General features: G+C 30.3%; 23 protein-coding genes. 3 read left to right on the top strand and 20 right to left on the bottom strand.

Annotated features, from left to right (window positions below):
• Window positions 1-36: 36 nt before the first annotated feature.
• Window positions 37-3903 (bottom strand): type IX secretion system sortase PorU, encoded by a 3867-nt coding sequence (gene porU / locus CX675_RS04845; RefSeq protein ID WP_130734091.1) that lies wholly within the window; start codon window positions 3901-3903, stop codon window positions 37-39.
• Window positions 3904-4109: 206 nt separating this feature from the next.
• On the opposite strand from porU, the gene gldJ reads away from it, so the two are divergent.
• Both gldJ and murF read left to right on the top strand, forming a co-directional pair.
• The gene (gene gldJ / locus CX675_RS04840) at window positions 4110-5804 is read left to right on the top strand and encodes a gliding motility lipoprotein GldJ (RefSeq protein ID WP_130734090.1); all 1695 of its coding nucleotides are present in this window, start codon (window positions 4110-4112) and stop codon (window positions 5802-5804) included.
• Window positions 5805-5873: 69 nt separating this feature from the next.
• On the top strand, window positions 5874-7154 hold the full coding sequence (gene murF, locus CX675_RS04835; protein WP_130734089.1) for a UDP-N-acetylmuramoyl-tripeptide--D-alanyl-D-alanine ligase: 1281 nt from the start codon (window positions 5874-5876) through the stop codon (window positions 7152-7154).
• A 10-nt stretch (window positions 7155-7164) separates the two neighbouring features.
• On the opposite strand, the gene mptB is transcribed toward murF, so the two are convergent.
• The 6 genes from mptB to CX675_RS04805 form a co-directional block, all read right to left on the bottom strand.
• Entirely contained in the window at window positions 7165-8508 is a 1344-nt protein-coding gene (mptB, locus tag CX675_RS04830) for a polyprenol phosphomannose-dependent alpha 1,6 mannosyltransferase MptB (RefSeq protein WP_130734088.1), read from the bottom strand.
• Window positions 8509-8510: 2 nt separating this feature from the next.
• On the bottom strand, window positions 8511-9995 hold the full coding sequence (locus tag CX675_RS04825) for a cellulose synthase family protein (RefSeq protein WP_130734087.1): 1485 nt from the start codon (window positions 9993-9995) through the stop codon (window positions 8511-8513).
• The gene (locus tag CX675_RS04820; RefSeq protein WP_130734086.1) at window positions 9995-10693 is read right to left on the bottom strand and encodes a glycosyltransferase family 2 protein; all 699 of its coding nucleotides are present in this window, start codon (window positions 10691-10693) and stop codon (window positions 9995-9997) included. Before CX675_RS04820 ends, CX675_RS04825 begins: the two co-directional genes overlap by 1 nt.
• Window positions 10690-11094, bottom strand: a complete 405-nt coding sequence (locus CX675_RS04815) for a toxin-antitoxin system YwqK family antitoxin (RefSeq protein WP_130734085.1) — start codon at window positions 11092-11094, stop codon at window positions 10690-10692. Before CX675_RS04815 ends, CX675_RS04820 begins: the two co-directional genes overlap by 4 nt.
• Window positions 11095-11229: 135 nt before the next feature.
• Window positions 11230-13089, bottom strand: coding sequence for a 4Fe-4S dicluster domain-containing protein (locus CX675_RS04810; RefSeq protein WP_240723596.1), 1860 nt, complete (start codon window positions 13087-13089; stop codon window positions 11230-11232).
• Window positions 13086-14384, bottom strand: coding sequence for an NAD(P)/FAD-dependent oxidoreductase (locus CX675_RS04805; protein WP_130734084.1), 1299 nt, complete (start codon window positions 14382-14384; stop codon window positions 13086-13088). The genes CX675_RS04810 and CX675_RS04805 overlap by 4 nt, the downstream gene beginning before the upstream one ends.
• Window positions 14385-14616: 232 nt before the next feature.
• On the opposite strand from CX675_RS04805, the gene CX675_RS04800 reads away from it, so the two are divergent.
• Window positions 14617-15624: a glycoside hydrolase gene (locus CX675_RS04800; RefSeq protein WP_130734083.1), complete on the top strand. Its 1008-nt coding sequence runs from the start codon at window positions 14617-14619 to the stop codon at window positions 15622-15624.
• A gap of 79 nt (window positions 15625-15703) precedes the next feature.
• Here CX675_RS04800 and CX675_RS04795 read toward each other — a convergent pair whose 3' ends face one another.
• The 13 genes from CX675_RS04795 to CX675_RS04735 form a co-directional block, all read right to left on the bottom strand.
• Window positions 15704-16252 carry a carboxymuconolactone decarboxylase family protein gene (locus CX675_RS04795; protein WP_130734082.1) on the bottom strand — a complete coding sequence of 183 codons (549 nt, stop codon included), beginning with the start codon at window positions 16250-16252 and terminating at the stop codon, window positions 15704-15706.
• 112 nt (window positions 16253-16364) lie between these two features.
• Window positions 16365-17186: an AraC family transcriptional regulator gene (locus CX675_RS04790; RefSeq protein WP_130734081.1), complete on the bottom strand. Its 822-nt coding sequence runs from the start codon at window positions 17184-17186 to the stop codon at window positions 16365-16367.
• 102 nt (window positions 17187-17288) lie between these two features.
• Window positions 17289-17864, bottom strand: a complete 576-nt coding sequence (locus tag CX675_RS04785; RefSeq protein ID WP_130734080.1) for a DUF2911 domain-containing protein — start codon at window positions 17862-17864, stop codon at window positions 17289-17291.
• A gap of 92 nt (window positions 17865-17956) precedes the next feature.
• The gene (locus CX675_RS04780; RefSeq protein WP_130734079.1) at window positions 17957-18646 is read right to left on the bottom strand and encodes a TIGR04283 family arsenosugar biosynthesis glycosyltransferase; all 690 of its coding nucleotides are present in this window, start codon (window positions 18644-18646) and stop codon (window positions 17957-17959) included.
• 2 nt (window positions 18647-18648) lie between these two features.
• Window positions 18649-19347 carry a DUF547 domain-containing protein gene (locus tag CX675_RS04775; protein ID WP_130734078.1) on the bottom strand — a complete coding sequence of 233 codons (699 nt, stop codon included), beginning with the start codon at window positions 19345-19347 and terminating at the stop codon, window positions 18649-18651.
• Between the two features lie 74 nt (window positions 19348-19421).
• Window positions 19422-20294, bottom strand: a complete 873-nt coding sequence (locus CX675_RS04770) for a sterol desaturase family protein (RefSeq protein ID WP_130734077.1) — start codon at window positions 20292-20294, stop codon at window positions 19422-19424.
• A gap of 2 nt (window positions 20295-20296) precedes the next feature.
• On the bottom strand, window positions 20297-21115 hold the full coding sequence (locus CX675_RS04765) for a hypothetical protein (RefSeq protein ID WP_130734076.1): 819 nt from the start codon (window positions 21113-21115) through the stop codon (window positions 20297-20299).
• A gap of 86 nt (window positions 21116-21201) precedes the next feature.
• A complete protein-coding gene (gene arsM / locus CX675_RS04760) occupies window positions 21202-22173 on the bottom strand; it encodes an arsenosugar biosynthesis arsenite methyltransferase ArsM (protein WP_130734075.1) in 972 nt (323 codons plus the stop codon).
• Window positions 22170-22838, bottom strand: coding sequence for an MIP/aquaporin family protein (locus tag CX675_RS04755; RefSeq protein WP_130734074.1), 669 nt, complete (start codon window positions 22836-22838; stop codon window positions 22170-22172). The genes arsM and CX675_RS04755 overlap by 4 nt, the downstream gene beginning before the upstream one ends.
• Complete coding sequence (locus tag CX675_RS04750) at window positions 22835-23650, bottom strand: purine-nucleoside phosphorylase (RefSeq protein WP_130734073.1); 816 nt, start codon at window positions 23648-23650, stop codon at window positions 22835-22837. Before CX675_RS04750 ends, CX675_RS04755 begins: the two co-directional genes overlap by 4 nt.
• Window positions 23647-24252 (bottom strand): TIGR04282 family arsenosugar biosynthesis glycosyltransferase, encoded by a 606-nt coding sequence (locus CX675_RS04745; protein ID WP_130734072.1) that lies wholly within the window; start codon window positions 24250-24252, stop codon window positions 23647-23649. Before CX675_RS04745 ends, CX675_RS04750 begins: the two co-directional genes overlap by 4 nt.
• Before the next feature lie 2 nt (window positions 24253-24254).
• Window positions 24255-25310: an arsenosugar biosynthesis radical SAM (seleno)protein ArsS gene (gene arsS, locus CX675_RS04740; protein WP_130734071.1), complete on the bottom strand. Its 1056-nt coding sequence runs from the start codon at window positions 25308-25310 to the stop codon at window positions 24255-24257.
• Between the two features lie 91 nt (window positions 25311-25401).
• The gene (locus CX675_RS04735; protein ID WP_130734070.1) at window positions 25402-25737 is read right to left on the bottom strand and encodes an arsenosugar biosynthesis-associated peroxidase-like protein; all 336 of its coding nucleotides are present in this window, start codon (window positions 25735-25737) and stop codon (window positions 25402-25404) included.
• Between the last annotated feature and the right edge of the window lie 7 nt (window positions 25738-25744).

The raw sequence follows: 25744 nt of genomic DNA, 5'->3' as shown, positions 1-25744 counted from the left end.
GAATTGTAAATTAAATTAGACAAATATAATATTTTATTATAGTATTACAAGTTTCTCATATTTTTCTGCTGTATCTCCAGTTAAAGAAGATCGCACTGTAAGCTTATACACATAAACGCCTTTTCCTATTTTATCTCCAAAATCATCTTTCCCATCCCATTTTAATTCTCTACACAAAAAGCCTTCAGTCATTACTTGTTGATTAATTGTTTTTATCAGTTTTCCAGTAATGGTTAAAATTTGCACTTGCACATCTAAAGATTCAAAAGGTCTATTATGAGTAAACCAAAACTCAGTATAACTAACAAAAGGATTCGGATAATTTAGAACACGCTCTAAGGCAATATTTTCACTCCCGCAAACTGCATTAAACTGAATTTCAGCCGTTACCAAATTATTATAAACATCCCATGCTTTAAAAAGTATGGTATGCAAACCTGACGTTAGATTTCGAAACTGATATCGCACCTTCCCTTTAGTAAAATCGTCATTTTCAGTTTCATAATAATCATTTAAAATATATGGATTTGATTCATCTCCATCTAAAATCGCAACAATATCATGACCTATGCCACTTGCCGTATTAATACCATTTTCATCTTCTAAAAACGCTAACAATATAGGGGAACAATTTGAAATTCCTCCAGAAACAAAACTTTCATCATTTAAATACAATCTTACTACTGGCGGCGCATTATCTGCTGGAGCGTTAGCATTTACTCCTCCTATTAAAATATCTTTATTATAACCCGTTTGATCTTCTAAAATCGGATTATTTCTCTTAGCATAAAAACTAATCTTACCGTTCCCTACGGGAATTTTAATATCTTGAGGCACCACAAAACTTAATTCAAAAACTCCATTATTTACGGAAGCATTACCTCTAAAAATAGTTTCTCCAATTGTGGTAAAATCCATAATTATAATCCCTGAAGCATCACTAGCTCCATTATTTCCTAAAGTACTTCTATTAATATCTTTATCAAAAATCTGAACGGCTAAATCACCATTATAACCAGTCATTACAACGTCGTTTTCATCTAATATACTACCCTTGATTTTCATCAAACTTAGTGCTTGAAAAGTTCCATTAAATTGATTAATTGGAATATCATTAACCTCTGTAAGCACTACTTTAGGCTTTGGTATTGCTAATTTCAAAGCAGGATCTCCAATATAAAAAACTACCCTTCTATTAGATGATGTTCCGTTTTGAAGTTTAGCCATTCTCAATGCTTCTGCTATGGTAGGATAATTATTAGTCCCAAAAGCATACAAATAACTATTCAAATAATCATTCATTACCAAACCAGTAGTTACACCTATTAATCTTGTAGTTGCAATAAGGCTTACTGCTCCACCTTGCGCATTCCAATACAAATACTCACCACCTGAAAAACGATTAGGATCATCGAATCGAGTAAAATCACAAGTAATAGTTATAAACAAAGGATACCTGTAAGGATTATAAAGATTTTGAGCATCTAATTTTTCAAACAATCTTTCTCTAGCTAATGATTCTTCATTACCATGTCCCAAATAATTAACCACTAGAGCACCTAACTGTATTGCGTCTAAGAAATCACTTTTAGCATCTGGATAACGCTCCCCTCCAGCCGCAACTTGTTGAACATAAGAGTCTGTATGGATTTTTTTTACATTCACAAATGGTTTTGCCGCAATTAAATCATCTGCCAAATCATCTAAAGCAAACTGCAACTGTGCATCTCCTTCTGTATCAGCATCATCAGAATAAATAACATAACTATTTCTCCATCTACCATAGGATTGTTCATCATAATAATCTATCACTTTATCAACCATTTGTTTCGCTTGTTGAACTGAAGAAACAATCATTCGTCCCACAGCGATATCGATTCCATCCATAGTAGAAGTCATTGGACCTTCTCCATTATCCATTAATGTAAAAAAATCATCTGATATAAAAGCCGAAAAAAGCGACATATTAGAAGAATTGTTTACCTCTGAACTATTGGGATTAAATCCATGAAATGTGGGAACAATATTACTATTATTTGGAACTCTATCTTTATAATCATAAGAAGCATCGCCAAAAAGGTTTAAGTATTTTACTCTTCTTGACGAGTCTGAAGCATTCCAATAGACATATTTTACAAAATTCCGAATCGCTGCTACATCCTGTTTACCTGAGCTAAATTCTTTATAAATGGATTCTAAACTAACCACTCGAACCACTAATCCTGAATTGCTTCTATGAAAATTAGCCAATCTTTCTGCCTGATTAACTAAAAAAGAAGGTGTAATAATTAAACAATCAATATCTTGAAAATTACCCTGATTATCATTAAAAATAGTTCCTTTTAAATTTTGATTAGCCACACGTGTAACCGCATCTTTTAAAGGCGTATAGAAATCGGAGTCATCTAAAGCGATATATTTTTTTTGAAACCCCAGATCTACTTTAAAAGAAAAACTAGACTGGTTATTATTCACATAATTAGTAACATTATAAATATCCGTCACATCCCAAACCTCATTAATAGAAGTAGCATTGGAAACCACATACTCACCAACTCCTATATTATTTGCCTCCTCATTATTAAAAAACTCAAATTGCTTGCCATAACCTTGCAAATTTCTTTTAGCCTTTAACATTATAAAATCTAAAAAACCATTTGAAGAAGGCACGCCTCCATTATTGTATGTTAAGTCGATATTCACAGATGATGCTGCACTAAAAGTAGCATTAAATACATTCTCAAAACCTTCTGCTGTTCCGCCACTTTGCACCACAGGAAAAGAGACCGTACCTAAGGCTTGATTATTTACTTTTACAGCAAAAGAAGAATTTCCAAAAGAAACAGAAGCAAAATTAATCTTCAAATTTATAGGTTCGGAAGCATCAACATTTGGGATAGAAAAATTAAAAGTTTGATTGTTATTAATATTAAACTCTTCTCCAAACCATCTTCTCCCTACTTTAGCCACATTAACCAGATCCTTTTCGTAAATGATAACATCATCAAAGTTTGAAAAAGTTAAAGATGCAGAATTTGTAGGTTCTAAAGCAGCTGTTATCCTTTTTCCCTGACCCATACCAGAAGTTATATAGTAATAAGATTTATTTGAAAAAAGATTTATTTTAGTTAAACTTTCAGCATTCCATGTATCTACCCCTTCCGCATAAAAAAGAATATAATCCGAATCATGAAACACACCGTCATTTTCACCCACAAATCGTATGGCATTTTCAGCTATATCGTCTGGATAAGCTGTATCATTTAACAATGGCAACATTCTTCCTCCATTACCAAAAATCTTAATAGTCCTAGGATCAACATTCACATCAAATCCTAAACCTTGAAGAAACGATTTTGATATTTTATAAACACCAGATTTTTCAACATAAAATCGGTACCAACTCCCAGTTGCAAATGCTGAATTTGTAATACTCTGGGTGCTAAAAAAACGATTATTACCTGTTTTAAAATTATAGGCATAACTTAAAGAAACAACTTTTTGAAAAACACCATTATTTTTAATAATTGGCGAAAAACTAAACAAAGAAATTATTTGATCCCTAGCATAAAAAGACTCTATCCTAGGATTTATTGAAGTAGGTATTTTTTGTATATCCAAATCAAACAACTCTTCAGGTAAAATATTCTGATAACTAACATTAGTTACAACTAAAGAATTTTCATCTATCAATTGAGACACAAATGCTTCTTCGTTATAAGAAACAGTATGATTATTTAAATCTAAACTAAAAAAATCGCCCGTAAACCTAGGACATTTAAATGTATAATCTCCATTTGAATAAACTTCAAATCCTTTCCAATTCAAGGAAACAACTTTACTATTTTGTGCTACAGAAACAACACAAATCAATAGAAAGAAATATATAATTTTCTTTTTCATTAGTAGAATAACGCAATTAATATTTTAATATTACAAAGAGAACAAAAAAAATTAAATATACTACAACACAATAAAAAATAAAATAATTCGTTGTTATTAAGCGATTTTAACATAAAATTAATTTTTTTTTAGATTTTTTAAAAATCATGTTGCAAATTAACACATAATTACTATCTTGCGACACTAAATTTATTACCTACTAGAGTATGAAAATTAAGCAAATTATGACTTTGAAGGCGTTATTGATACTATCAATAACTATTGGTTTGAGCAGCTGTAGCAAAAGTTCTAGCACAAAAGGAGCCTCAAGAGCTACTGGATGGAAAATCAACGACAAAAACGGTGGTTTCCAACACAATTCTAAGTTTACAAAACAAGAAACACCTCCAGGAATGGTGCCAATCGAAGGTGGTACATTTACAATGGGTAAAGTGCAAGATGATGTAATGCATGATTGGAATAACACACCAAGTCAGCAACACATTCAATCTTTTTACATGGACGAAACAGAAGTAACTAATTTAATGTATACAGAATACTTATTTTGGTTAAAAACTGTTTTCCCACCTACAGAAGAAAATTATAAAAACATATATACAGGGGCAATTCCAGACACATTGGTTTGGAGAAACCGCCTTGGTTATAACGAAACTATGACAAACAACTACTTAAGACATCCAGCATATGCTGAATATCCTGTAGTAGGTGTAAACTGGATTCAAGCAGTTGAATTTAGCAAATGGAGAACAGACCGTGTTAACGAAAACATGTTAGAAAAAAACGGTTATTTGAAAAAAGATTCTAAAGTTAAGTTAGGTTCAGAAGTTACAGCTGAATCAACATTTAGCACAGAAACCTATTTAGCTTCACCAACTAAAACATATGGAGGTAATGAAGACATTGTTTTAAAAAGAGAAATGAATGGCGGAAGAAAAGAAGTTGCTGATACTGCTAAAAATGTGTATGCGCAAATTAATTCAGGTTTAATTTTACCAGAGTATAGACTTCCAACCGAAGCAGAATGGGAATATGCTGCAAGCGCATTAGTAGGAAACAGAGAATTTAATATTTATAAAGGTCAAAAGAAATACCCTTGGAATGGTCAATACACAAGATCTGGCAAAAGACAACAAAGAGGTGATCAGTTAGCAAACTTTAAACAAGGTAGAGGTGATTATGGTGGAGTTGCTGGTTGGAGCGATGACGGAGCGGATATTACAAACAAAGTAAAAAGTTATCCTGCAAACGATTTTGGTCTTTATGATATGGCTGGAAATGTAGCTGAATGGGTAGCAGATGTTTACAGACCTATGGTTGATGACGAAGCAAATGACTTCAATTACTACAGAGGTAATGTTTACATGAAAAATAAAATTGGCGAAGATGGAGTTGTTGAAGTTGTAACAGCTGAAAATGTAAAATATGACACATTAAGTAATGGTAAAATTTTAGCTAGAAACTTCCCTGGTCAAATTGCACAAGTTCCAGTTGATGATAATGAGACATATTTAAGACAAAACTTCTCAACATCTGACAATAGAGATTATAGAGATGGAGACAAGCCTTCTACAAGATTCTTTAATTTTGGTTCAGATGATGAAGAAGAAGATAAAACGAAGAGAATGTATGAATCTCCAAGACATTCAATAGCTGTAGATTCGGCAACAGGTAAATTAGAGAAAAAATATGACCAGTCAGACAAAAGAACAACTCTTGTAAACAATGAAGTAAGAGTTTACAAAGGTGGTTCTTGGAGAGATAGAGCATACTGGTTAGACCCAGCGTCAAGAAGATACTTCCCTCAAGATATGGCAACCGACTATATTGGATTTAGAAATGCTATGTCTAAAGTAGGTCCAAAATCTAACAAGAAAACGCCTAGAGGTAATCCAAAATTCTAAGACAAATTAATTTTCATATTAAAAAGCCCATTTTTTTAAAAAAATGGGCTTTTTTAGTATATTCGCTTTATGAATATCGATAAAATATACGAAAAGTTTTTAGAATGTAACAGAGTCATAACTGACACAAGAAAGATTGAAAAAAACGATCTTTTTGTTGCCTTAAAAGGAGCTAATTTTGATGCTAATACATTTACAAAAGAGGCCATCAAAAAAGGAGCAAAATATGTACTAATTGACAACCCTAATTATCAAATTGAAGGGAAGACAATTTTAGTTTCTGACACTTTAATTATCTTACAAAGACTAGCCAATTATCACAGAAAAGAGCTTCAAACAAAAATAATTGCATTAACAGGAAGCAATGGTAAAACAACTACAAAAGAACTTATTAATACTGTTTTATCAAAAAAATACAAAACAACTGCAACCTCAGGCAATCTAAATAATCATATCGGCGTTCCACTAACTCTATTGTCATTTACAAAAGATACTGAAATAGGAATTGTGGAAATGGGGGCAAATCATAAAAAGGAAATAGCCTTTTTATGTGAAATAGCTGAGCCTGATTTTGGTTATATTACCAATTTTGGAAAAGCTCATTTAGAAGGCTTTGGAGGTGTTGAAGGTGTTATCGAAGGAAAAAGTGAACTGTATCAATTTCTAGAAAAGAAAAAGAAAATAGCTTTTGTAAATTTAGACGATACTTTACAAGAACAAAAGACAAAAACTATTACCCGTTATTCTTTCTCTACAACACAAAAAAGTGATGTTATTGTAACCGATATTAAGGTAAATCCTATGGTGCAAATGACTTATAAAAATTTAGTTATTTCTTCTCATTTAATTGGCATGTATAATGCAAATAATATTAATGCAGCTATAACTATTGGAGAATATTTTTCAATTAATCCCAAACATATAAAAGAAGCTATAGAATCATATATCCCCACAAACAATCGTTCGCAACTTATTCAAAAAAACAGCAACGAAATTATTTTAGACGCATACAATGCTAATCCAAGTAGTATGCAGGCGGCTATTGAAAATTTCAAACAATTGAAACATCCAAATAAAATAGTTGTTTTTGGAGATATGTTTGAACTAGGTAAAGAAAGTAATGATGAGCATCAAAAAATTGTTGCTCTATTAAAAGAAAATGAAACTATAGTATCCTATTTTATTGGCAAAGACTTTTTTGCTAATAAAATAGAAAAAAGTAACCTTCTATTTTTTGATTCATTTGAAAATTTTTCAAAGCATTTTATCAAAAATACACCTCAAAATGCATTGTTATTAATAAAAGGATCAAGAGGAATGGCACTGGAAAGAACATTGGAACTATTATAAAAAATAATTTCTATTCTTTTAAATTATTTGACAATGCTAGTCTCTTATTTTTATTAATTTTAAAAAAATCGTAGTATAAAACACCAATCACAATACCGTATTCCAAGAAAAGAAAAACCATATTTTCTTGAAAAGGTATTTGGCTATAGGCGTAATAGCTTAAAACAACTGTATAAGTCCATACTATAACAAATCTAAATTTAGTAAACAAAGAAAGTACCAGTAAGTTAATTAAATACCACGGGTGAACTGTTGTAGAAATAAAAAAATAGATAGTTAATGCAAACAAACTATTTCTAAAAAAGGAATACGGTTTTCTATTTTCTTTTACTAACGCAAAAAACAAGATCATTATGACTGCAAAAATTGGTGTTATTTTACCAATAATACCAATTGTATTATATCCTTTAATCCAATACCCTATCGTTCTAAATAGATAATAAAAACTCGCATTAAATTCAAAATTAACAAACCATAAAGCGATTGTATCTGAATAATTTTGAATAAGAGTATTGGTTAAAAATGGTAAAAAGAGTATACAATTAAATAGTATTACAACTAAGCAAAAGAAAAAACTTTTCTTAAATCCTAATCGTTGATAAATAAATGGTAATAATAATAATGGCAACAATTTAACTGATACAGATAATGCAATACAAAAAGCTGCTAAAATCCATTTATTTAGAAAGAAAAAATAAAACCCTAAAATTAAAAAAAACAACATTACTCCTTCAAAATGAGCATTTCCTGCTAATTCCAATATCACTAAAGGATTCAAAAAATATAGAAAAATATTTTTAGTTTCAACTAAAAGTAATTGCAATAACTTTTTACCAAAATAATAGATTCCAATGTCGGAAAAAAATATAAATACTTTTAAAAAAAAAGCTGAAAAGAAAATAGATTTTGGTGAAAGAAAAGCTACAATAGCAAATAAAAATTGGTTTACTGGAGGATAATTTGAAAAATGAGAAGCACTTAAACTTCCCATTTTTTCATATAACTCATGAGATTGCAAAATAGGCACATTGCTAATTATATCATTTGGTTTAAATTCATACGGACTAATTCCTGAAAGCAATACTCTTCCATCCCAAATAAAACGGTAAAAATCTTGTGACCAAAATGGCAAACAAAAAAGAAGTATTATTCTAAAGCAAATTCCAAAAGCAAACAATTGACGTTCTGAAAAAGACGAAGTATATAAAAAATAGAATGCAATAAAAGTTACTGTATATAAAGAAAACAATAGATTAAAACTTTCTCTTGCAACAAAATAACCTAAAAACACATAGGTTAAGGCAGAAAAAAACACAAAAAAAACACTCTTATATTGCAATAACAATTGCTTCAAAATCAAATCGTTTTAAAGGATTTAACAAAAACATAACCATACCCTATAAATAACATTATATGAAAAGGTAAAAGTCCGAAATCATTTAGTTTGTATCCACTATAAATACCAAATAAGAAATACAAAACTAGCAATCCTTCAACTATAGTATTTTTAGAAATTTTACTGGAGAGATAAATATTTTCTTTCCATTTTTCTTTTAAAGATTCAATGTTAAACTTCGGAGTTCTTACAAATTCACTTTTTTTACCAAACAATCCTTCTAAAACAGCTATAGAATTTTGAAAAGAAAACCCCATTGCTATAGTATAAAAAGTAAAAAACATACGAATGTACTTAAAGAAATTTGCGATTCCTCCTCCATTTATTTTCTTATAAGTAAACCAATAACAGGTAAAGAAAATGATAGAAGTTAACACAAAAAAAGCCGCTATATTAAATAGAATTTTCAATTCTGGAAATTGATTCTTTATATACAAAGCAGGTACGCTTAGAATTGCCATAGCAAAAATGCATAAAAACATAGAACTATTTAAAAGATGTAGTAAGCCATGAAACTTAGTTTTTAAAGTAATATCATGTGCTGCAATAACTCTTTTTGACATTTTTTTAAAATTTTCTGCTCCACCTTTATTCCATCTAAACTGTTGTGATCGAGCCGCACTTAAAACAGCAGGTAGTTCAGCAGGGGTTTCTATGTCTTCTAAATAAACAAATTGCCATTTTTTTAACTGCGCTCTGTAGCTTAAATCTAGATCTTCAGTTAAGGTATCACTTTCCCAATTTCCCGCATCTAGTATACAACTCTTTCTCCAAACTCCTGCAGTTCCATTAAAATTTATAAAATGTTCTTTTGAATTACGACCTACCTGTTCTAAAGTAAAATGAGCATCTAAGGCAAATGCTTGTATTTTTGTTAATAATGAAAAATCTCTATTAATATGCCCCCATCTGGTTTGAACCACACCAATATTTTCATCTTTAAAATAAGGTATTGTTTGAAATAGCCAATCTTTATTTGGTACAAAATCGGCATCAAATATGACTATAAAATCTCCTTTTGCAATTTTTAATCCTTCTTTTAAAGCTCCTGCTTTAAACCCTACTCTATTTTTTCTTCTTATATGATGTATTGCTACCCCATTTGCTGCAATAGTCTCAATTATTTCTTTTGTCTGATGTACAGAATCGTCTGTAGAATCATCTAAAACTTGTATTTCAAATTTATCTACTGGATATTCTAATTGAGAAACCGTGTTCAACAATCTTTCTACTACATATTTTTCATTAAAAATAGGCAATTGAATTGTTACAAAAGGTATTTCTGATACTTTAGAAAAATCAAACTTTACTTTCTCTGTCTGTTTCTTCTTACTTTTTAAATAATTTAACAACAAATTAAATTGAGCCAAACTATAGAAAAAAATTAGCACTATAGCCAAGCTATAAAAAAATAAGATTATATAAGATAGTACTAAATAGGTCATTATTTTTTAAAACTATATTTGAGGATCCATCCAATAATTTTAACACCAGCCATAATTGTTCCTTTAACTGTTCCAGAAACTTTAGAAACACCAATTCTATTTTTATACCGTACAGGTATTTCAATATAAGACATTTTTTGTTTCAAAACTTTTAATTGCATTTCTACGGTCCATCCATACGTTTTATCTTCCATTTGCAAAGCTATTAATTTATCATACTTAATAGCTCTAAAGGGTCCTAAATCAGAAAACTTAGCTTTAAAAAATACTTTCATAAGAAATGTAGCTAGCCAATTCCCAAAAATTTGTTGCGGAGTCATTGCACCAGTTTCTCTTAAACCTTTTACCCTTGCTCCAATCACAAAATCAACATTTTGTTCTACAATTGGCGTTGTAAGTTGTATCAGTTCTTCAGGGTAATCTGAATAATCTCCATCTAAAAAAACAATAATATCTGGTTTTTCTAATTGCTGTTCAATGTATTTCATTCCACGTAAACAAGCATAACCATATCCTTTTCTAGGCTCAAAAAGTACAGTTGCACCTGCTGTTTTAGCAACGGTTGACGTAGCGTCGTTGGAGTTATTATCTACCACAATTATTTCAGAAACAAGAGTAGGAATCTCTTTAATTACATTAGAAATCGCCTTTTCTTCATTAAAAGCTGGAATAATAACTTTTATTTTGGGTGTTATCATAAAAACAAAAACGGATTATCTTTTTTAAAAGCTTCCAAACTTTCCCATTGATTGGTTTTCTTATTCATAGTATATTCTTCGGCTCGTATTATTTTATTTTTCTCGTACACAATCGTAAATCCATTTAACTTATTATTTTCAAATTCGCTTTTTTTAACAACTTTACCTTTGGCATCATAAAAAATCCACCATTTTACTTTTTGATTTTTATCATAATGCCCTTCTTCTTTTTTTACGCCATTTTTATCATAAAAAAACCAATAATCAACTTTTTGGTTGTTTTCTACCCAACCTTCTTCTTTTAACACACCCGTATCATAGTAATTCTTAATGTATGTCTTTTGACCAAAAGCAGACATAATAACAATCAAAAATAAGCAAAGTGACAGGTATATTCTCATAGTCTTATATTTTATTTGTTTTGTTTTTTAATACTAGGGTTACTATTCGTTAAGTAAACTTATTTTCAAAGAAAAACAATAGTAATCCAAATTATAAAATTATATACGACCAAACTTTGTTCTTGGTTTTAAAAATTATTTTTTGTTAAGTAAATCCATCAAATCTATATCATTACCTAGTAAAATTTCGTTTGCTTTTATCCTTCCCTTTTCTGGAGCATTTTCTAATTTAAGTACACCTCTTGGACAAACAGCTGCACAAACACCACATCCTACACATGAAGCTCTAACGATATTTTCTCCTTTTTGCGCATACGCTCTTACATCGATGCCTTGTTCACAATAAGTTGAACAATTGCCACAAGAAATGCATTGACCCCCATTGGTAGTGATTCTAAACCTTGATTTAAATCGCTGAATAAGTCCCATATATGCTGCTAAAGGACACCCAAATCGACACCAGGAACGATTGCCAAGTATGGGATAAAATCCAGTTCCAATAACACCCGCAAAAATGGAACCAATCAAAAAGCCATATACTTCATTAATTTTATAAGCATTAATTCCAAACAAAGTATTATTACCTATGTTTGAAGGATTATAAACAATATTATAAGTATTATATCCAACCACAACGGTCATTACTATTGCAAAAACAAGAATGGGATAAATAGTCCATCGCTCTATTTTCCATGCTATTAATCTCTTATCAGAAAGTTGTCTGTAAGGATCTCCTAATGTTTCGGCTAATCCACCACAACCACAAACCCAAGAGCAATACCATCTTTTACCATAGAAATAGACCATAAAAGGTACAATCACTAAACTTAAAACAACACCCCAAACCAACATAAATTTACCTAAATGTCCTGCTTCTAAATGTTGTTTTACATTCCAATCAGTAACAAAATTGTAATCCAATGGCCAAGCATTTTTTAAATCTACTCCAGGCAAATCAAATAGTGGCAATATTTCAACCAAAAGAAAAGCAAAAATAATTTGAAAAAATAAAACGCTTGCTGTTCGTACAACCTGATAACTATTATGACGGTATTTTATAAACATTCTAATTCCCATTACTAGCATAGAAACACAATATAAAACCCCATAAAGAAACCATTGTGATGCTTTGCCATTTCTAATAAACAGCGATTTTAAAGGATCTACTATATTCGTCCAATTAACAATGTAAAAAGGAAAAAAATATAATAAAACATAAAATGAAACTAGAAAAGCAAAAACAAAAAAAGCGACCCAACCTCTATTTGTTGCTTCAGACAAATAGATGCCGTTATTTTTGATTCCTGGTAAAGGTTCCAAAAACAATCCAGTAATAATAAATAATAATGAACCAAATATTCCTAAACCAAAAGTCAACCCTAAATAAGTAGTTTTATTTTCTTGTAATGTTCCTGTAATAGAGGCTTTAGTAAGATCAAATTTAGTATATTTATTAGGATACAATAAAAACTCTTGTGCATTATTTCTATTAATATCGGCTATTTTATTAGTAAAATCGTTTCTAAAATCGGTTTCCTTTTCATAATTTCTATTTTCAGCATACATCCAATTTGTCGCTTCATCCACTAATTTTGCTTTTTCTGGTGCTTTCAGAAAAACAGTATCAACAACCGCTCTAGTGTAGTTAATTCTACCATTTTGAATTGATTTAGCAAAAATCTGATCAATTTCATTTTGCGACAATCCTTTTTCTTTTTCTATTAAATCTGTTATTTTAGTATTATACTCTTCTAATAAGACTCCAACTTCTTTATCAAAAACAAAAACATTATTATACACTTTATTTAAGATATCTTTTTCTTGAGCTACTGTTTTTATAGTTGTACGTACTCTTTCTGGTTTATTCGAAAAAGTAGTATTTAATACTTTCTCAGTTATGGTATAATTACCAATAAATAAAGTTCCTATAAAAGCAACTATCGCGGCAATAAAAAGAACTAAACCTAATAATCGTAATATTTTTAAATTCTTCATATGTGTGCTCTTACTGTTTGTAATACTGATTTAAACTCCTGTGTCATTTCTTTCTCATAATGTGTATAAAATTCAGGATCAAAATTAGCTTGCTTTAAATGATCAATTACATAACCTACTGTCTTTTGCTCTCTTAAGACTTTATCAAAAAAATCATGACGCATTCTGATACCGAAAGTATTAATCCCTAAAAACTGTTGTGTCTCTTTATGATAAGCAATTCTAACGGCTATTTTACCTGACTTATGTTCCCAATAGATTTGTTTCTCATAGTCTCTTGGTTTTGCCCAAACCCAACCATACGTTTGGTATTCTATATCCAAAAATTTAGCAGAGTTAAACCAAGGTCCTGGATTATATGCCATTTTATTACCACAAATAGTTTGCGCTAAAACTTCACCCATCATTCTTCCTGTATACCAAACCGCTTCCACTGGTCTTCTGTATCCAATAGCTTCTCTTTGTTCTGCGCAATCACCTATTGCATAAATATTTGAAAGATTAGTTTCTAAAAAACGATTTACTAAAACACCTTTGTTCGTTTCAATACCAGAACCTTCTAAAAAAGCAATATTCGGTGAAACGCCTACCGTTAGTCCAACGATATCGCATTCAATTTCATCTCCTTCTTCTGTTAGAATTGCTTTCGTTCTTCCATTTTCATCAGTAAGAATTTCTTTCAAATTGGTTTCCAAACGCAAATCGACATGATGTTCTTTTATATGTTTCTCTATTAATTTTGCCTCACCTTCTGGTAAAACACTTCCCCAAAAATACTTTTCTCTCACTAAAAAAGTAACTCCTATTTTTCGAGTAAGTAACATTTCGGCTAATTCAATTCCTATCAAACCTCCTCCCACAATTACGGCATGCTTAGCTTCTTTCGACAAAACTTCTAATTCTTCCAAATCTTGCTTATGATACAATCCCAAAACACCTTTAGCATCTTGACCGGGCCAACCAAATTTATTTGACTTTGAACCTGTAGCAATCACTAATTTATCATAAGAGAATTTCGTTTGATCGTTTAAAAGCAAACTATTTTCATTTGGCAGTACTTTATCCACTTTTTTAAATACTAAATCGATCCTGTTTTTTTTCCAAAAATGGTTTTCATATGGTTGCGTATGTTCAAATTTCATATGTCCCATATAAACATACATTAACGCAGTTCTGGAAAAGAAATATTCTGTTTCCGCAGAGATAATAGTAATTTTTTTATCTGAATTTTTACGAATATGTCTCGCTAGTGTAACACCAGAAATTCCATTTCCAATTATGACGATGTGTTCCATATTAAAAATTTAACTGGGTAAAAATAAAGTTTTAAGATACTAATAAAAGTTAGAAATCTTACTTTTATTTAAAAATAGCTTTCCATTCTAGATAAACTAATTTGATAAATCAAGATAAATAAGCTTTTAGAAAAGATTTTTTTAATGATTCGAATGATTTTGTATATTTAAACATTTTGGTTTAAACTAAAAATAGCATAAAACTTTTCTGAAAATTGATTACTATTTTAAAATGAAAAAGTTATTTTATTTTACCTTTCTTCTTTTTACCTTTTGTTCATCTCAAGAGCATAAAATAAATGGAATAAGCTTTGTTGCTTCTCCTAATTTAACCACTCAAAAAGAAATAAATCCAGTAATAGAAACCCATGCTAATTGGGTTACTTTGATGCCATTTGCCTTTATGAAAACTGTGAATGATACCGCTATTTTTTTTAATTCTAAAAGACAATGGATAGGAGAACGAAAAGAAGGTATTGAAAATGCAAGTACTCTTTTTCATTCCAATAATATTAAAATAATGCTGAAACCTCAAATTTGGATTCCTAAGGGATTTACAGGACATCTTGAAATGAAATCAGAAGAAGATTGGCTAGCCCTAGAAAAAAATTATGCACGGTTCATTCTATTTTATGCTAACATAGCTGAATATCAAAACATTGAATTATTTTGTATTGGAACAGAATTAAATAGTTTTGTTATCAAAAGACCTTTATTTTGGAAAACATTAATCCAAGATATAAAAAAAGTATATCACGGAAAATTAACCTATGCTGAAAATTGGGACACCTATCAAAATGTTCCTTTTTTTAATACGTTAGATTATATTGGCATTGATGCTTATTTCCCTTTAGCGAATGAGCAAACACCTTCTATTGAATTACTTGAAAAAGAATGGAATCGTCATAAAAACAGTATGGAATCCTTTGCTGAAAAACACAATAAAAAAGTTTTATTTACCGAATACGGTTACCAAAGCACGGATTATACTACCCATGAACCTTGGAATTTTTCAAAAGAAAAAAAGGTAAATTTACAAGCGCAGACCAATGCCTTACAAGCACTTTACAATCAATTTTGGAAAGAAGATTGGTTTGCGGGCGGTTTTTTATGGAAATGGTTTGAAGACCACACTTCAGTAGGAGGGGTTAACGATAGTGATTATACGGTTCAAAACAAACCCTCATTAGAAATTGTAAAAAGAATGTATTCTGAAACCAGTAATGCATCTAAAAATTGAAAAAACAAATAAAACTCCCTATCTCATTATTTTATGAAACAGGGTGTTTTTTTTATAAAAATAAGTAAGACTAAAATTTTTATACTAATTCTTTTTCAATTGGAGTTGCTATAGGAAAATCGATAGCGAAATCAGTTAAATTATGAATGTAATTACTAATGATTTTATCACCTATTACTAAAACAACATCAATCATATTTGCTTCATTGTAACCCGCTTGAAAAAAATTTTCTTTGGCTACATTTGTGGCTTTTCCTCTATTTTCAACTACAGAAGCTGCAAATTTAACTAAAGCGTCTAATTTAGAATCAAAAGATGCGAATCCTTTTCTAAGTTCAATAACTTGCTCATCCGAAAAACCATTCATTTTTCCAATTACAGTGTGTGCTGATTGACAATACAAACAATTATTTATTTGACTAGTTACTAAATTAATCACTTCTCTTTCTTTGGCTTTTAAAGTACTTTTTCTGTTTTGCAACGCTAAATAGTCTCCTAAAGCTGTCTCATTTTTAGCAAAATAAGCGTATAAATTAGGTACAAATCCTAATCCTTTTTGTAAGTTATCAAAGATTGCTTGGTTGTTTTCTGATACTTGTTCTCTTGTTGGTACTGTGAAATTTGACATAATTTTAAAAATTTAATTAATTATTGTTCGTTTAATTTAACAGTACAAAGTTGTTTCAAAAAAACAACCATAGGTTAGACCTTTTTTCCTTGATATTTGTTAATTTTTCCCTTTACCCCTTTTTCTTAAACTCAGAAGGGGAAACACCTTCTATTTTTTTAAAAAAACGACTAAAAGTTTGAATGTCTTCATAACCTACTTCATATGTAATTTCTTTAATAGATTTATCTGTATAGCGTAATAATCGAATAGATTCTAACATAATTCGATCCTGAATAATTTGCAAAGGTGTTTTTTTACCCACTTTTTTAAACACATTCGATAAAGTTTTTGGGCTTTTATGTAATAAAACAGCGTAATCTGACACCTGATGTTTGCTTCTAAAATGAATTTCCACCAAATAATTGTATTCTCTAACAATATCAAATTGTTGCTTATCAAAATGTGTTAATTCCGCTTGTTCTTTATAAATTCTAATACAAAGAATAAGCAGTCGTTTTAACATCATTTGTAACATTTCGCTTTTGAGATCGTCTTTGGATAACATTTCAATGACAAACATTTTCCAAAGTGTTTCAAATTTTTCAAATTCTAAATTCGGGATTTCAATTTTAGCTAATTGCGCAGCACCAAAAAACAAAACTCCTTTACAACCTACTTCGCTATCATGGTCTAGAATACAATAGAAAGCTCTATTAAATCGAATTAACCTAACTTTCTGAACTTGAACAATTTCTACATTATGATATTCGGTTACAAAAATGATTTCATTTTCTTTTACTAAAGTAACCACACCGTCTACTTTAATATGCAATGCTTCAACTGCCCAAATAATACTAAGTCCTTCTTTAATTTTTTCTTTCAGTAATTCACAATTATTGGGCGTTATTTCTTCCAATCGAATGAATTCATTTATTTGACCAGTGTAAATCATATAACTTCTAGGTTCTTTTTTTCATTTTCACTTCCAAATTTTACCATAAACAATAAAACTGATAGTAAAACTATCAGTTTTATTGTTTATTTTATAAAGTGTTTATTTCAAAGTAACTGGAATTTCCGCAATTGTTTTATCCCAACCAATTTTAATATGTACTACATTTTTACTTTTCTCATACATTATAATTGATAACGCTTCAATTTCATTTTCGGAAGTTGTTGTAGGAACAGTAACACTTGCGATATCAAAAGAGGCATCATAAGAATAATTACCCCAACCATCATTTATGGAGTTTAATTTAATAGTCCATTCTTTTTCTTTTGGTATAGCGATTAGTGTATATCGTCCTGCTTTTACATTGGTTCCACCAAAAACTGCATCGGTTAAAAATAGTATTTCTGTAGATTCATTTGCTCCTATTCTCCAAGATTCCCCATATTTAACTACGTCTCCAAAAATAGTTCTTCCTTTTTTTAGCGGACGAGAATACAATATTCTTATTTTTGGTTCTGCTTCTACTTGTTTTTCTTTATCTTTAATAAATGCTCTTTTTGTTGCATTTTCAGGAAAGTAGGTAGCGTCCATAACGCTTTTATCTATTTTAGCAAATTCTTGAGCATTACTCAATAATGTAAACGCCCCGAACAAGATACTCAATACCGTTTTTTTCATAAGTTGTTTTTTATTTGTGATTAAAAATTTAGTTTTCTTTTTAGTAATATAGTAGTTAAAAATACATTTTTTATCTTTATTTTTTTAGACAGCTATTTTATATTTCTACTGTAATATTGTAAAATTTTCTCTTGGTTGTAAATCTTTAAATTATACAGTAGATGAATCATCATAAAGTGATATTGCAATTTCCAGAACCCATTTTCCTCATATCGTCTTGCAGATGTAATGATATGTTGCTGAATAACTGTAAAACCTATTTTCTTATACAATCTATAAATCAAATCATTATCTTCATAAATTCGATATTTTTCATTAAAGCCTTTCTCTTCTTGAAATATCTTTTTGGTAACAAATAAAGATTGATCACCTCCTCTAAAAAACTTTACATTAAATTGTGTAAACCATTGTGTTATTTTTAAAACAATATGATTAGAGTTAAATTTCATTTTAAAACAACCTGCTAAATTTCCTTTCCCTACTTCATTTATAATAAGACTATCAAATTTTTTAGGAGGCAAACTATCACAGTGTAAAAAATAGAGTATTTCTCCCTTAGCAAATTGAGCACCATAATTTAATTGTTTCGCTCTACCTTTTTCAGATTGCAAGATGGTAATACTTTTATATATTTTTGCAATCTTAAGCGTATTATCTGTACTTCCACCATCAACTAAAATAATTTCTTTAATTGTGTTATCACCTTTATTTTCTAGGAGATAATCTAATAGTATAGCAATATTTTCTTGTTCATTGAAAGTGGGTATGATAACAGAAATCATGCTTATTCATTTAAATTCCAATTATACTCTAAATAACGAATTTTAGCATTTTCATTGATTTTGATGTCTGCAAATTGATTCAAATAAGTAATTAAAGAGTTATTTTGGGTTTTAAAATCTTTGGAAAACCAATTAAAAATCTCAGAAATCTTTATTTCATTTACCGATAATATATTTTTCGTGCTATCATTAATAAATTTTTTAGCAGCAGTTTCTAGTTGATTATCTAGTGTTTTTGGTAGATAAGGAACATTAGCTAATATTGGACAGGAATAAGAAGCACAATTAATCGCAAAATGAATCCTTGGTTCATTCATTTTTCTCAAGATATTGTGTTCAATATAAGTCAACGAAATTTTCTTAGAACCCAAAGTTATAAACTTATCATCCCAAGCGTTATTAATATCTTTAATACTTTTTACAGGATAATTATCAATTATTTTTTTTAACGTATACACATTATAGGCGTTAATATAATAGGCTAAAATTTCATTTCTAGACCATTTACTAGTAGGGTAGTTCATTTCAAATTGACGTACTACTTTGTTTAGATCCATTACATTTGATTGCAATAGACTATAGTTTACATTTCCTTTATTAGAGACATGTTTACTTAATAATAAGCCATACTCTTTATAGTCAAAATTTTGAGAAAAAATGGGTACTGAAAAGAAAAATAGTAGAATAATATATTTTTTCATAATTGTAACTATTGCTTTTTGTTTAGCAACTTTATTAGATCTAAAAATTAATTATCATCAAAATTAAATTGTTCTTATAATTGTAACGGATACGCTTCTTGTTTTATAAAATCTTTAGGAAATTCTTCATCGTTTTCAAATCCAAGTTCAATATCCTTGCCATCTTTTGGAATGTAATCGCTTTTAAACATGTAATCCCATACACTTAGTGAAATACCAAAATTTGCACCATACTTTCTTGGCATTTCTTTACTATGATGCCAAATATGCATTTTGGGATTATTGAGTATATATTTAAAAAGTCCATAATCCCAACCAATATTGGCATGATTTAAATGGCCAATAGTAATAGCTATAAAATGCACAATAAATACGTCTTGAATACTAAAACCACCAATAATGGCAACGGGCACATACAATAATGTTTTATAGACAACTGGTTCCATCCAATGATATCGTAAATGAGCTGCAAATCCCATTTCTTTTACAGAATGATGCACTTTATGGAAATTCCAAAAGAATTCAAACCGATGCAATAAACGATGCGTATTCCATTGAATAAAATCGGTAATTATAAAGAAAACTAATAAAGCAACTGGCTTGGAAAACTGAGACAAATCAAGGAGTTGTAATGATTGTAAATGTAAACCAAATAAGGCTAAAAAATCATTAAACAACTGTGCCGTTACATTATTCATTGCCATTAAAATAATAAGATTTAAAAGAAAGAAGTTAAAAAACATATAGAATGTATCTAACCAAAAATCTTTTCTTATAATGGCTTGATTTTTTCGCCAAGGAAATACAATTTCTAAAACAAAAACCAATAAAGAAATAATGAGTAATCCATAAAAATAGTTTTCAATGTGCAATGTAACCAATTCGTTTTTCAGATAATTAAAATAATCTGAATAGGATGTTATTATTATTTCTTTATACTTATTCATTATTATAATTTTGTATAAACACCAATATTAATAGTTGGCGCTAAAGGAGCGTTATCTATTCCAAAAGCACCAAAGGTAGAAAAATTAGCCCCAAATTTATCCTGAATAAATTCATAATTAGCTTTGATACCAATAGCATTATATGTTTGTCTATCTAAATGAGAAGCCCACTGAACGGCATCATTAAAATAAGCATCTTCTTTTGCAATTGGATTTCTGGTATCCAAAACTAACATTAAATGACCTTTAGGAATAATATTATAACCCACTTCAATGGTTGCTTTTAGATAATCTGAATAATCGTTGTCCATATAACCATAACCAAGCATACCAAAATAGTACCATTTATTATAACTAGAACCGATACTTACGTAAGGTAAAATTGTATTGGCATTAATTCCTGTGGAACTGACTACTAGGCTTTCATCTTTCTTAATCGAATTAGCTGTAAATAAAACTCCTGAACTAATTTTCCAATTGCCATCCGATAATTTGTATTTTAATCCTAGAGAAACATTACCTAATCCAGAAATACTTTGTGAAACCCCTGCGTTATCATAATTAGCCGTTTTATAAGGCAATATTAATTGTGCTTCCAACTTGTTTGTGATTCCAAATTCAGAATAAATCTGAAATGTAACATCTGAATAATCACCTATATTCTCCACTTTATGACCATCTAATTGAAGGGCATCATAACTCAAACTAGTAACACCTAGCTGTAAATAAGCGCTGCCTTTTTCTCTTGTCCACGGACTTTGTGCATTTGTAAATTGAAATCCAAACGCACATACAATACTTAAAATAGCTGTTTTTTTCATTGTTTTGTTTTTGAATTTGGTAAAAGTAAGATACGACAAAAAAACAAAACGTTAGCTATATTACATAACTTTAAAAAACGAACTTTTTAGCAACAACCTCCACCATTATAATGGAATGTACTTTCACTGATAAAAATATCTTTTCTTCCTAAACTAGCTAAAGCATTTGCCGTTTTATCGCAAACGGCTAAAGGTTGATTTTTTAGCAATACATGTCCTTTTTGATCGTCAAAATAATCCTCTTTTCCATAATATATTGCCGCTTTACCAGTAAAAACACACGGTCCATCTTCTGGCATAGGATCTTTAATAGCACATACTTCAATACTTTCAATATAAATTAACTCGTCTGTAGGATAATTTTCAGGGTCCAAAATACGATAAGGACGTCTACCTCTAATTTCAATAGTTCCAAAACCTACGTCTGTTAGCGCTTTAATATATTCTTTTATTGGAATACTGCCACTTAAGCAAAGAGCTCTTAAATGATCGTCATTACGAAGTGTTGCGTTCATTTCCTGTTCGCATGTGGGATCACTCATTACTAAACGACCGTGTGGTTTTAAAACACGATACATTTCTTGTAATGCTTTTTTTAAATCTTCCGTTTTAAAAATATTAAAAAGACAATTTTGAGCAGCCACATCTATACTCTCGTCTTCGATAGGTAACTCTAATGCATTTCCTTTTTTTAATTCTACAAATTCACTTTTAAACCAATCGTTTTGTTCTTCAGCGATTTGAAAATTTTTCCTAGAAGCCTCTAGCATTTCATCTACAACATCCACACCTACTACGCCTCCTTTTTGACGAGAAAAATAAGCAAATTGCAACAATTCCATTCCACCTCCAACACCAACATATAACACTTTCGGATTATTAATTAAATCTTGAGCTGCAATAGTACTTCCACACCCATAATTCATTTCCTGCATAATTTGAGGAATTTCCAGTCCTGGAAATTTCCATATAGGAGTTGTGGTACAGCACAAGCCCACGTCAGGAGTTAAAGCAGCATTTTTATACAAATCGTTTGTAGCGTCTAAATAATTTTTCATAGCTTAATTATTTTTTCTTTTAATTTATTATTAGTAAGATAACTCCAGATAAAAACGGCAACTGCTGCACCTAATGTAGGTGCTAATAAATAGATCCATAGTTGCTCCATTTGATCAGCCACAAAAGCAGGTCCTAAGGACCTAGCTGGATTCATTGAAGCTCCACAAATGGGCCCAGCAAACATCGCTTCTAAACCTACAACTGATCCTATCGCAATGCCCGCAAACATACCTTGCTCTTTTGAACCATGTGCCACACTTAAAATAACTAACATTAATAAAAATGTAAGTATAAATTCTAGTATAAAAGATTGCATGTTACTTCCAGAAGGAATAGTTGCTCCTAAAAAGGCATTTGATGGAAAAAGTAAATATAATAATCCACTAGCTAATATTGCCCCTAAAAACTGACTTATAACATAGGGAATGATCTCTCTTTTTTTAAATTTATTTGCGATTGAAAATGCAATAGTAACAGCCGGATTAAAATGAGCTCCTGAAATACTTCCTAAAGCATATATCATTGCCATTACAATTAACCCAAATGTAATAGCAATACCCGAATGAGAAATGGTTCCGTTTGTTTCTTGATCGATAATTATAGCACCAGTTCCACAAAAAACAATGGCGAAAGTTCCTATAATTTCGGCAATATATCTTCTCATTTAGATTTTATTAATTCTTTAAAAAGTGTGATCATTTTAGGCTCTGCTTCCCCTGCTACGGCAATAATTTCAGGAATATTTACAGGTTTTAAATCATCTGGGTTGCATTCGTCAGTTAAAACAGAAACAGCCATAACTGGCAATTGTAAATGATTTGCTACAATAACTTCTGGAACTGTACTCATCCCTACAGCATCAGCTCCAATAATTTTCAAATAACGATATTCCGCTCTGGTTTCAAGTTGTGGTCCTACAACAGCAGCATAAACTCCTTTATGCAAAACAATATTATTCTCATTAGCTATAGCTAATATTTTAGTGTTCAACGAAATATCGTAAGGGGTACACATGTCTGTAAAACGCTCACCAAAATCTGAAACAGTTGCAAAAGCCAAAGGAGAACCTCCTTGTAAATTGATATGATCGTCCAACAACATTAAATCTCCTTTTTTATAATTTAAATTGATAGCACCAGCAGCATTTGAAATTAACAAACTAGAAACCCCTAAGGCTTTCATTACACGTATTGGAAAAGTTATTTCTTGTAAACTATAGCCTTCATACAAATGAAAACGACCTTGCATTACTATAACTTTCTTTCCTTCTAACATTCCTAATAGTAATTTTCCTGAATGAAATTCTACGGTTGAGACTGGAAAATTTGGAATTTCAGAGTAATTGATACTTACCTCAACTTGAAGATGATGTACTAACTGTCCTAAACCTGTGCCTAAAACTATCCCTATTTCTGGATTAAGAAATCCTTTTTGTTGTAAAAATTGAGTTGTTGAATTTAAAATTTCTTGTGTCATGTAATCGTATATTTTTTAAAAACTGGTATTTCTTTTATATCCTCGTAAGTATCTATATCGTTTTTCTCTTCTAACAAATAATATGGTAATTCTGAAATATCTTCTAAAGTATCTTTAAAAACGGTAGCCGTGCTCCATTCTTTATTTTGAAATATTTTTTCATGCATTGTTTTCATTCCTAATAAATAATAACCTCCATCTAGAGCAGGACCAAGAACTATATCATGATCTTTTAGCTTTTGGAACGCTTTATCAATATCATTCCTTTCTAAAGCAATCAAATCGGAACCTATAATAACAATCTTTTGATATCCTTCTTTGAAACCTTCTCTAAAAGCGTGATACATTCGTTCTCCTAAATTATTCCCAATTTGTTTTCCTTTTTGAAAGAATTGATTATCCCAAATATCATTGTTATTGATTACTTCAGAATACAATACTCTCTTATCAACGTTAGTTTCTAAAACCGTTTTCTTAGTATGCTCTAATAAATAAATGTATACTTCTAATGCATTTTCGTTACCAATAGTGGCTGCTAAACGAGTTTTAACCTTACCTAATTCGGGGTTTCTTGTAAATATTAAAATTAAATTTTCTTTCATTTTTAAGATACTACAACACCTTGACAACTACTTCCTGCTCCTGCTGTACAACCGTAACAATGTTGAGAAATCACGATATTTCTGTTATTTAAAATTGCTTCATTAAATTCTGAAATATGTTTTGATTTAGAAGCTACTTTTAAATCTAACATTTGGTTAAAATCGCAATCATATAACCACCCATCCCAACTAACAGATATTGTATTAGTACACATTACATTTGCTACTGCAGCAGGATTATAGGCTTCTACTAAGGCATACATATAATCTTCATAATTATCTGATGCGATAAGATAGTCGAGAAATCGAGAAATCGGTAAATTTGTAATAGCGAATAGGTTGTGAAAATGAATATTGAAATCTTCTTTTAACGCTTTTTTAAAATCTTTTTCCATAGAAAATTGATCACTTGGAAGAAAAGCTCCTGAAGGGTTATAAACTAAATCTAATTTTAAATTACTATCTGGCATACCATAACCAATAGCGTTTAATTCTTGTAGCGCTTGGACAGACTTATCAAAAACGCCTTCTCCTCTTTGTACATCCGTTTTTCCTTTAGTCCAATGTGGCATAGAACTTACTACATGAATATTGTGCTTTTTAAAAAAGGCTGGCAAATCGTAATATTTTTTATTAGCTCTAATAATTGTCAAATTAGATCTAACAATAAAATCCTTGACACCTGTTTTAGACGCTTCTTCTACAAACCATCTAAAATTTGGGTTCATTTCAGGTGCTCCTCCAGTTAAATCTAAAGTGGTAACAGCTGTTGTTTTTAGAACGTCTAAAATTTGCATCATGGTCTCTTTTGTCATTATTTCTTTTCTATCTGGACCAGCATCTACATGACAATGAGCACAAACCTGATTGCACATATAACCCACATTAATTTGTAATATTTCAATGTTTCGGGGTTGTAAAGGGAATTGGTCAGTCTTATTAATCTGATCTGCAAAAGTAGGCAACGACCCATCTCTAAAAATTCCGCTGGAGAGAATTTCCAATTGCTTATCTGTTTTTGACAACGGACTTTCTTTTGCATGAAGTGATTTCAACATATTTTTCTGTTTATTCAATGTATCGAGAGGAACAAAAATAGCATAATCCTTTTTTAAAAAATGTTAGCTATTTTACATATATACGAAAATACTACATGGATAGTTTTTTATATTTATTCATCATTTGAACGCCATGAACTAAAGCCGCTCCACTTTTAATGGCCGCAGTAACATGAACGGCTTCCATCATTTCTTCTTTAGTAATTCCCCTTTTCAGACCATCACCTGTATAAGCGTCTATACAATAAGGACATTGTACGGCATGAGAAACGGCAAGCGCAATTAGCGACTTTTCTCTAGCGGAAAGGCTGCCTTCTTCAAATACTTTTCCATAATACTCAAAAAAGCTATTCCCAAGTTCTTCACTCCATTCTACAATTTTTCCAAATTTTTTTAAATCCGCTGGATCATAATATGTCTTTTCCATTTTCTAT

This window comes from Flavobacterium sp. J27 (assembly GCF_004303025.1).
Classification (GTDB): Bacteria; Bacteroidota; Bacteroidia; order Flavobacteriales; family Flavobacteriaceae; genus Flavobacterium.
This window is presented reverse-complemented; position numbering and strand designations above follow the sequence as displayed.

Coding starts and splice junctions, on each gene's coding strand:
- arsS (WP_130734071.1), bottom strand. CDS start 25,310: ATGTTGAAATCACTTCATGCAAAAGAAAGTCCGTTGTCAAAAACAGAT.
- CX675_RS04745 (WP_130734072.1), bottom strand. CDS start 24,252: ATGAAAGAAAATTTAATTTTAATATTTACAAGAAACCCCGAATTAGGT.
- gldJ (WP_130734090.1), top strand. CDS start 4,110: ATGAAAATTAAGCAAATTATGACTTTGAAGGCGTTATTGATACTATCA.
- CX675_RS04775 (WP_130734078.1), bottom strand. CDS start 19,347: ATGAAAAAATATATTATTCTACTATTTTTCTTTTCAGTACCCATTTTT.
- CX675_RS04815 (WP_130734085.1), bottom strand. CDS start 11,094: ATGAGAATATACCTGTCACTTTGCTTATTTTTGATTGTTATTATGTCT.
- CX675_RS04825 (WP_130734087.1), bottom strand. CDS start 9,995: ATGACCTATTTAGTACTATCTTATATAATCTTATTTTTTTATAGCTTG.
- CX675_RS04820 (WP_130734086.1), bottom strand. CDS start 10,693: ATGATAACACCCAAAATAAAAGTTATTATTCCAGCTTTTAATGAAGAA.
- CX675_RS04765 (WP_130734076.1), bottom strand. CDS start 21,115: ATGAAAAAAACAGCTATTTTAAGTATTGTATGTGCGTTTGGATTTCAA.
- CX675_RS04810 (WP_240723596.1), bottom strand. CDS start 13,089: ATGAAGAATTTAAAAATATTACGATTATTAGGTTTAGTTCTTTTTATT.
- CX675_RS04755 (WP_130734074.1), bottom strand. CDS start 22,838: ATGAGAAGATATATTGCCGAAATTATAGGAACTTTCGCCATTGTTTTT.
- CX675_RS04770 (WP_130734077.1), bottom strand. CDS start 20,294: ATGAATAAGTATAAAGAAATAATAATAACATCCTATTCAGATTATTTT.
- CX675_RS04805 (WP_130734084.1), bottom strand. CDS start 14,384: ATGGAACACATCGTCATAATTGGAAATGGAATTTCTGGTGTTACACTA.
- arsM (WP_130734075.1), bottom strand. CDS start 22,173: ATGAAAAATTATTTAGACGCTACAAACGATTTGTATAAAAATGCTGCT.
- CX675_RS04780 (WP_130734079.1), bottom strand. CDS start 18,646: ATGATTTCTGTTATCATACCCACTTTCAATGAACAAGAAAATATTGCT.
- CX675_RS04790 (WP_130734081.1), bottom strand. CDS start 17,186: ATGATTTACACTGGTCAAATAAATGAATTCATTCGATTGGAAGAAATA.
- CX675_RS04750 (WP_130734073.1), bottom strand. CDS start 23,650: ATGACACAAGAAATTTTAAATTCAACAACTCAATTTTTACAACAAAAA.
- murF (WP_130734089.1), top strand. CDS start 5,874: ATGAATATCGATAAAATATACGAAAAGTTTTTAGAATGTAACAGAGTC.
- CX675_RS04735 (WP_130734070.1), bottom strand. CDS start 25,737: ATGGAAAAGACATATTATGATCCAGCGGATTTAAAAAAATTTGGAAAA.
- CX675_RS04795 (WP_130734082.1), bottom strand. CDS start 16,252: ATGTCAAATTTCACAGTACCAACAAGAGAACAAGTATCAGAAAACAAC.
- porU (WP_130734091.1), bottom strand. CDS start 3,903: ATGAAAAAGAAAATTATATATTTCTTTCTATTGATTTGTGTTGTTTCT.
- CX675_RS04800 (WP_130734083.1), top strand. CDS start 14,617: ATGAAAAAGTTATTTTATTTTACCTTTCTTCTTTTTACCTTTTGTTCA.
- CX675_RS04785 (WP_130734080.1), bottom strand. CDS start 17,864: ATGAAAAAAACGGTATTGAGTATCTTGTTCGGGGCGTTTACATTATTG.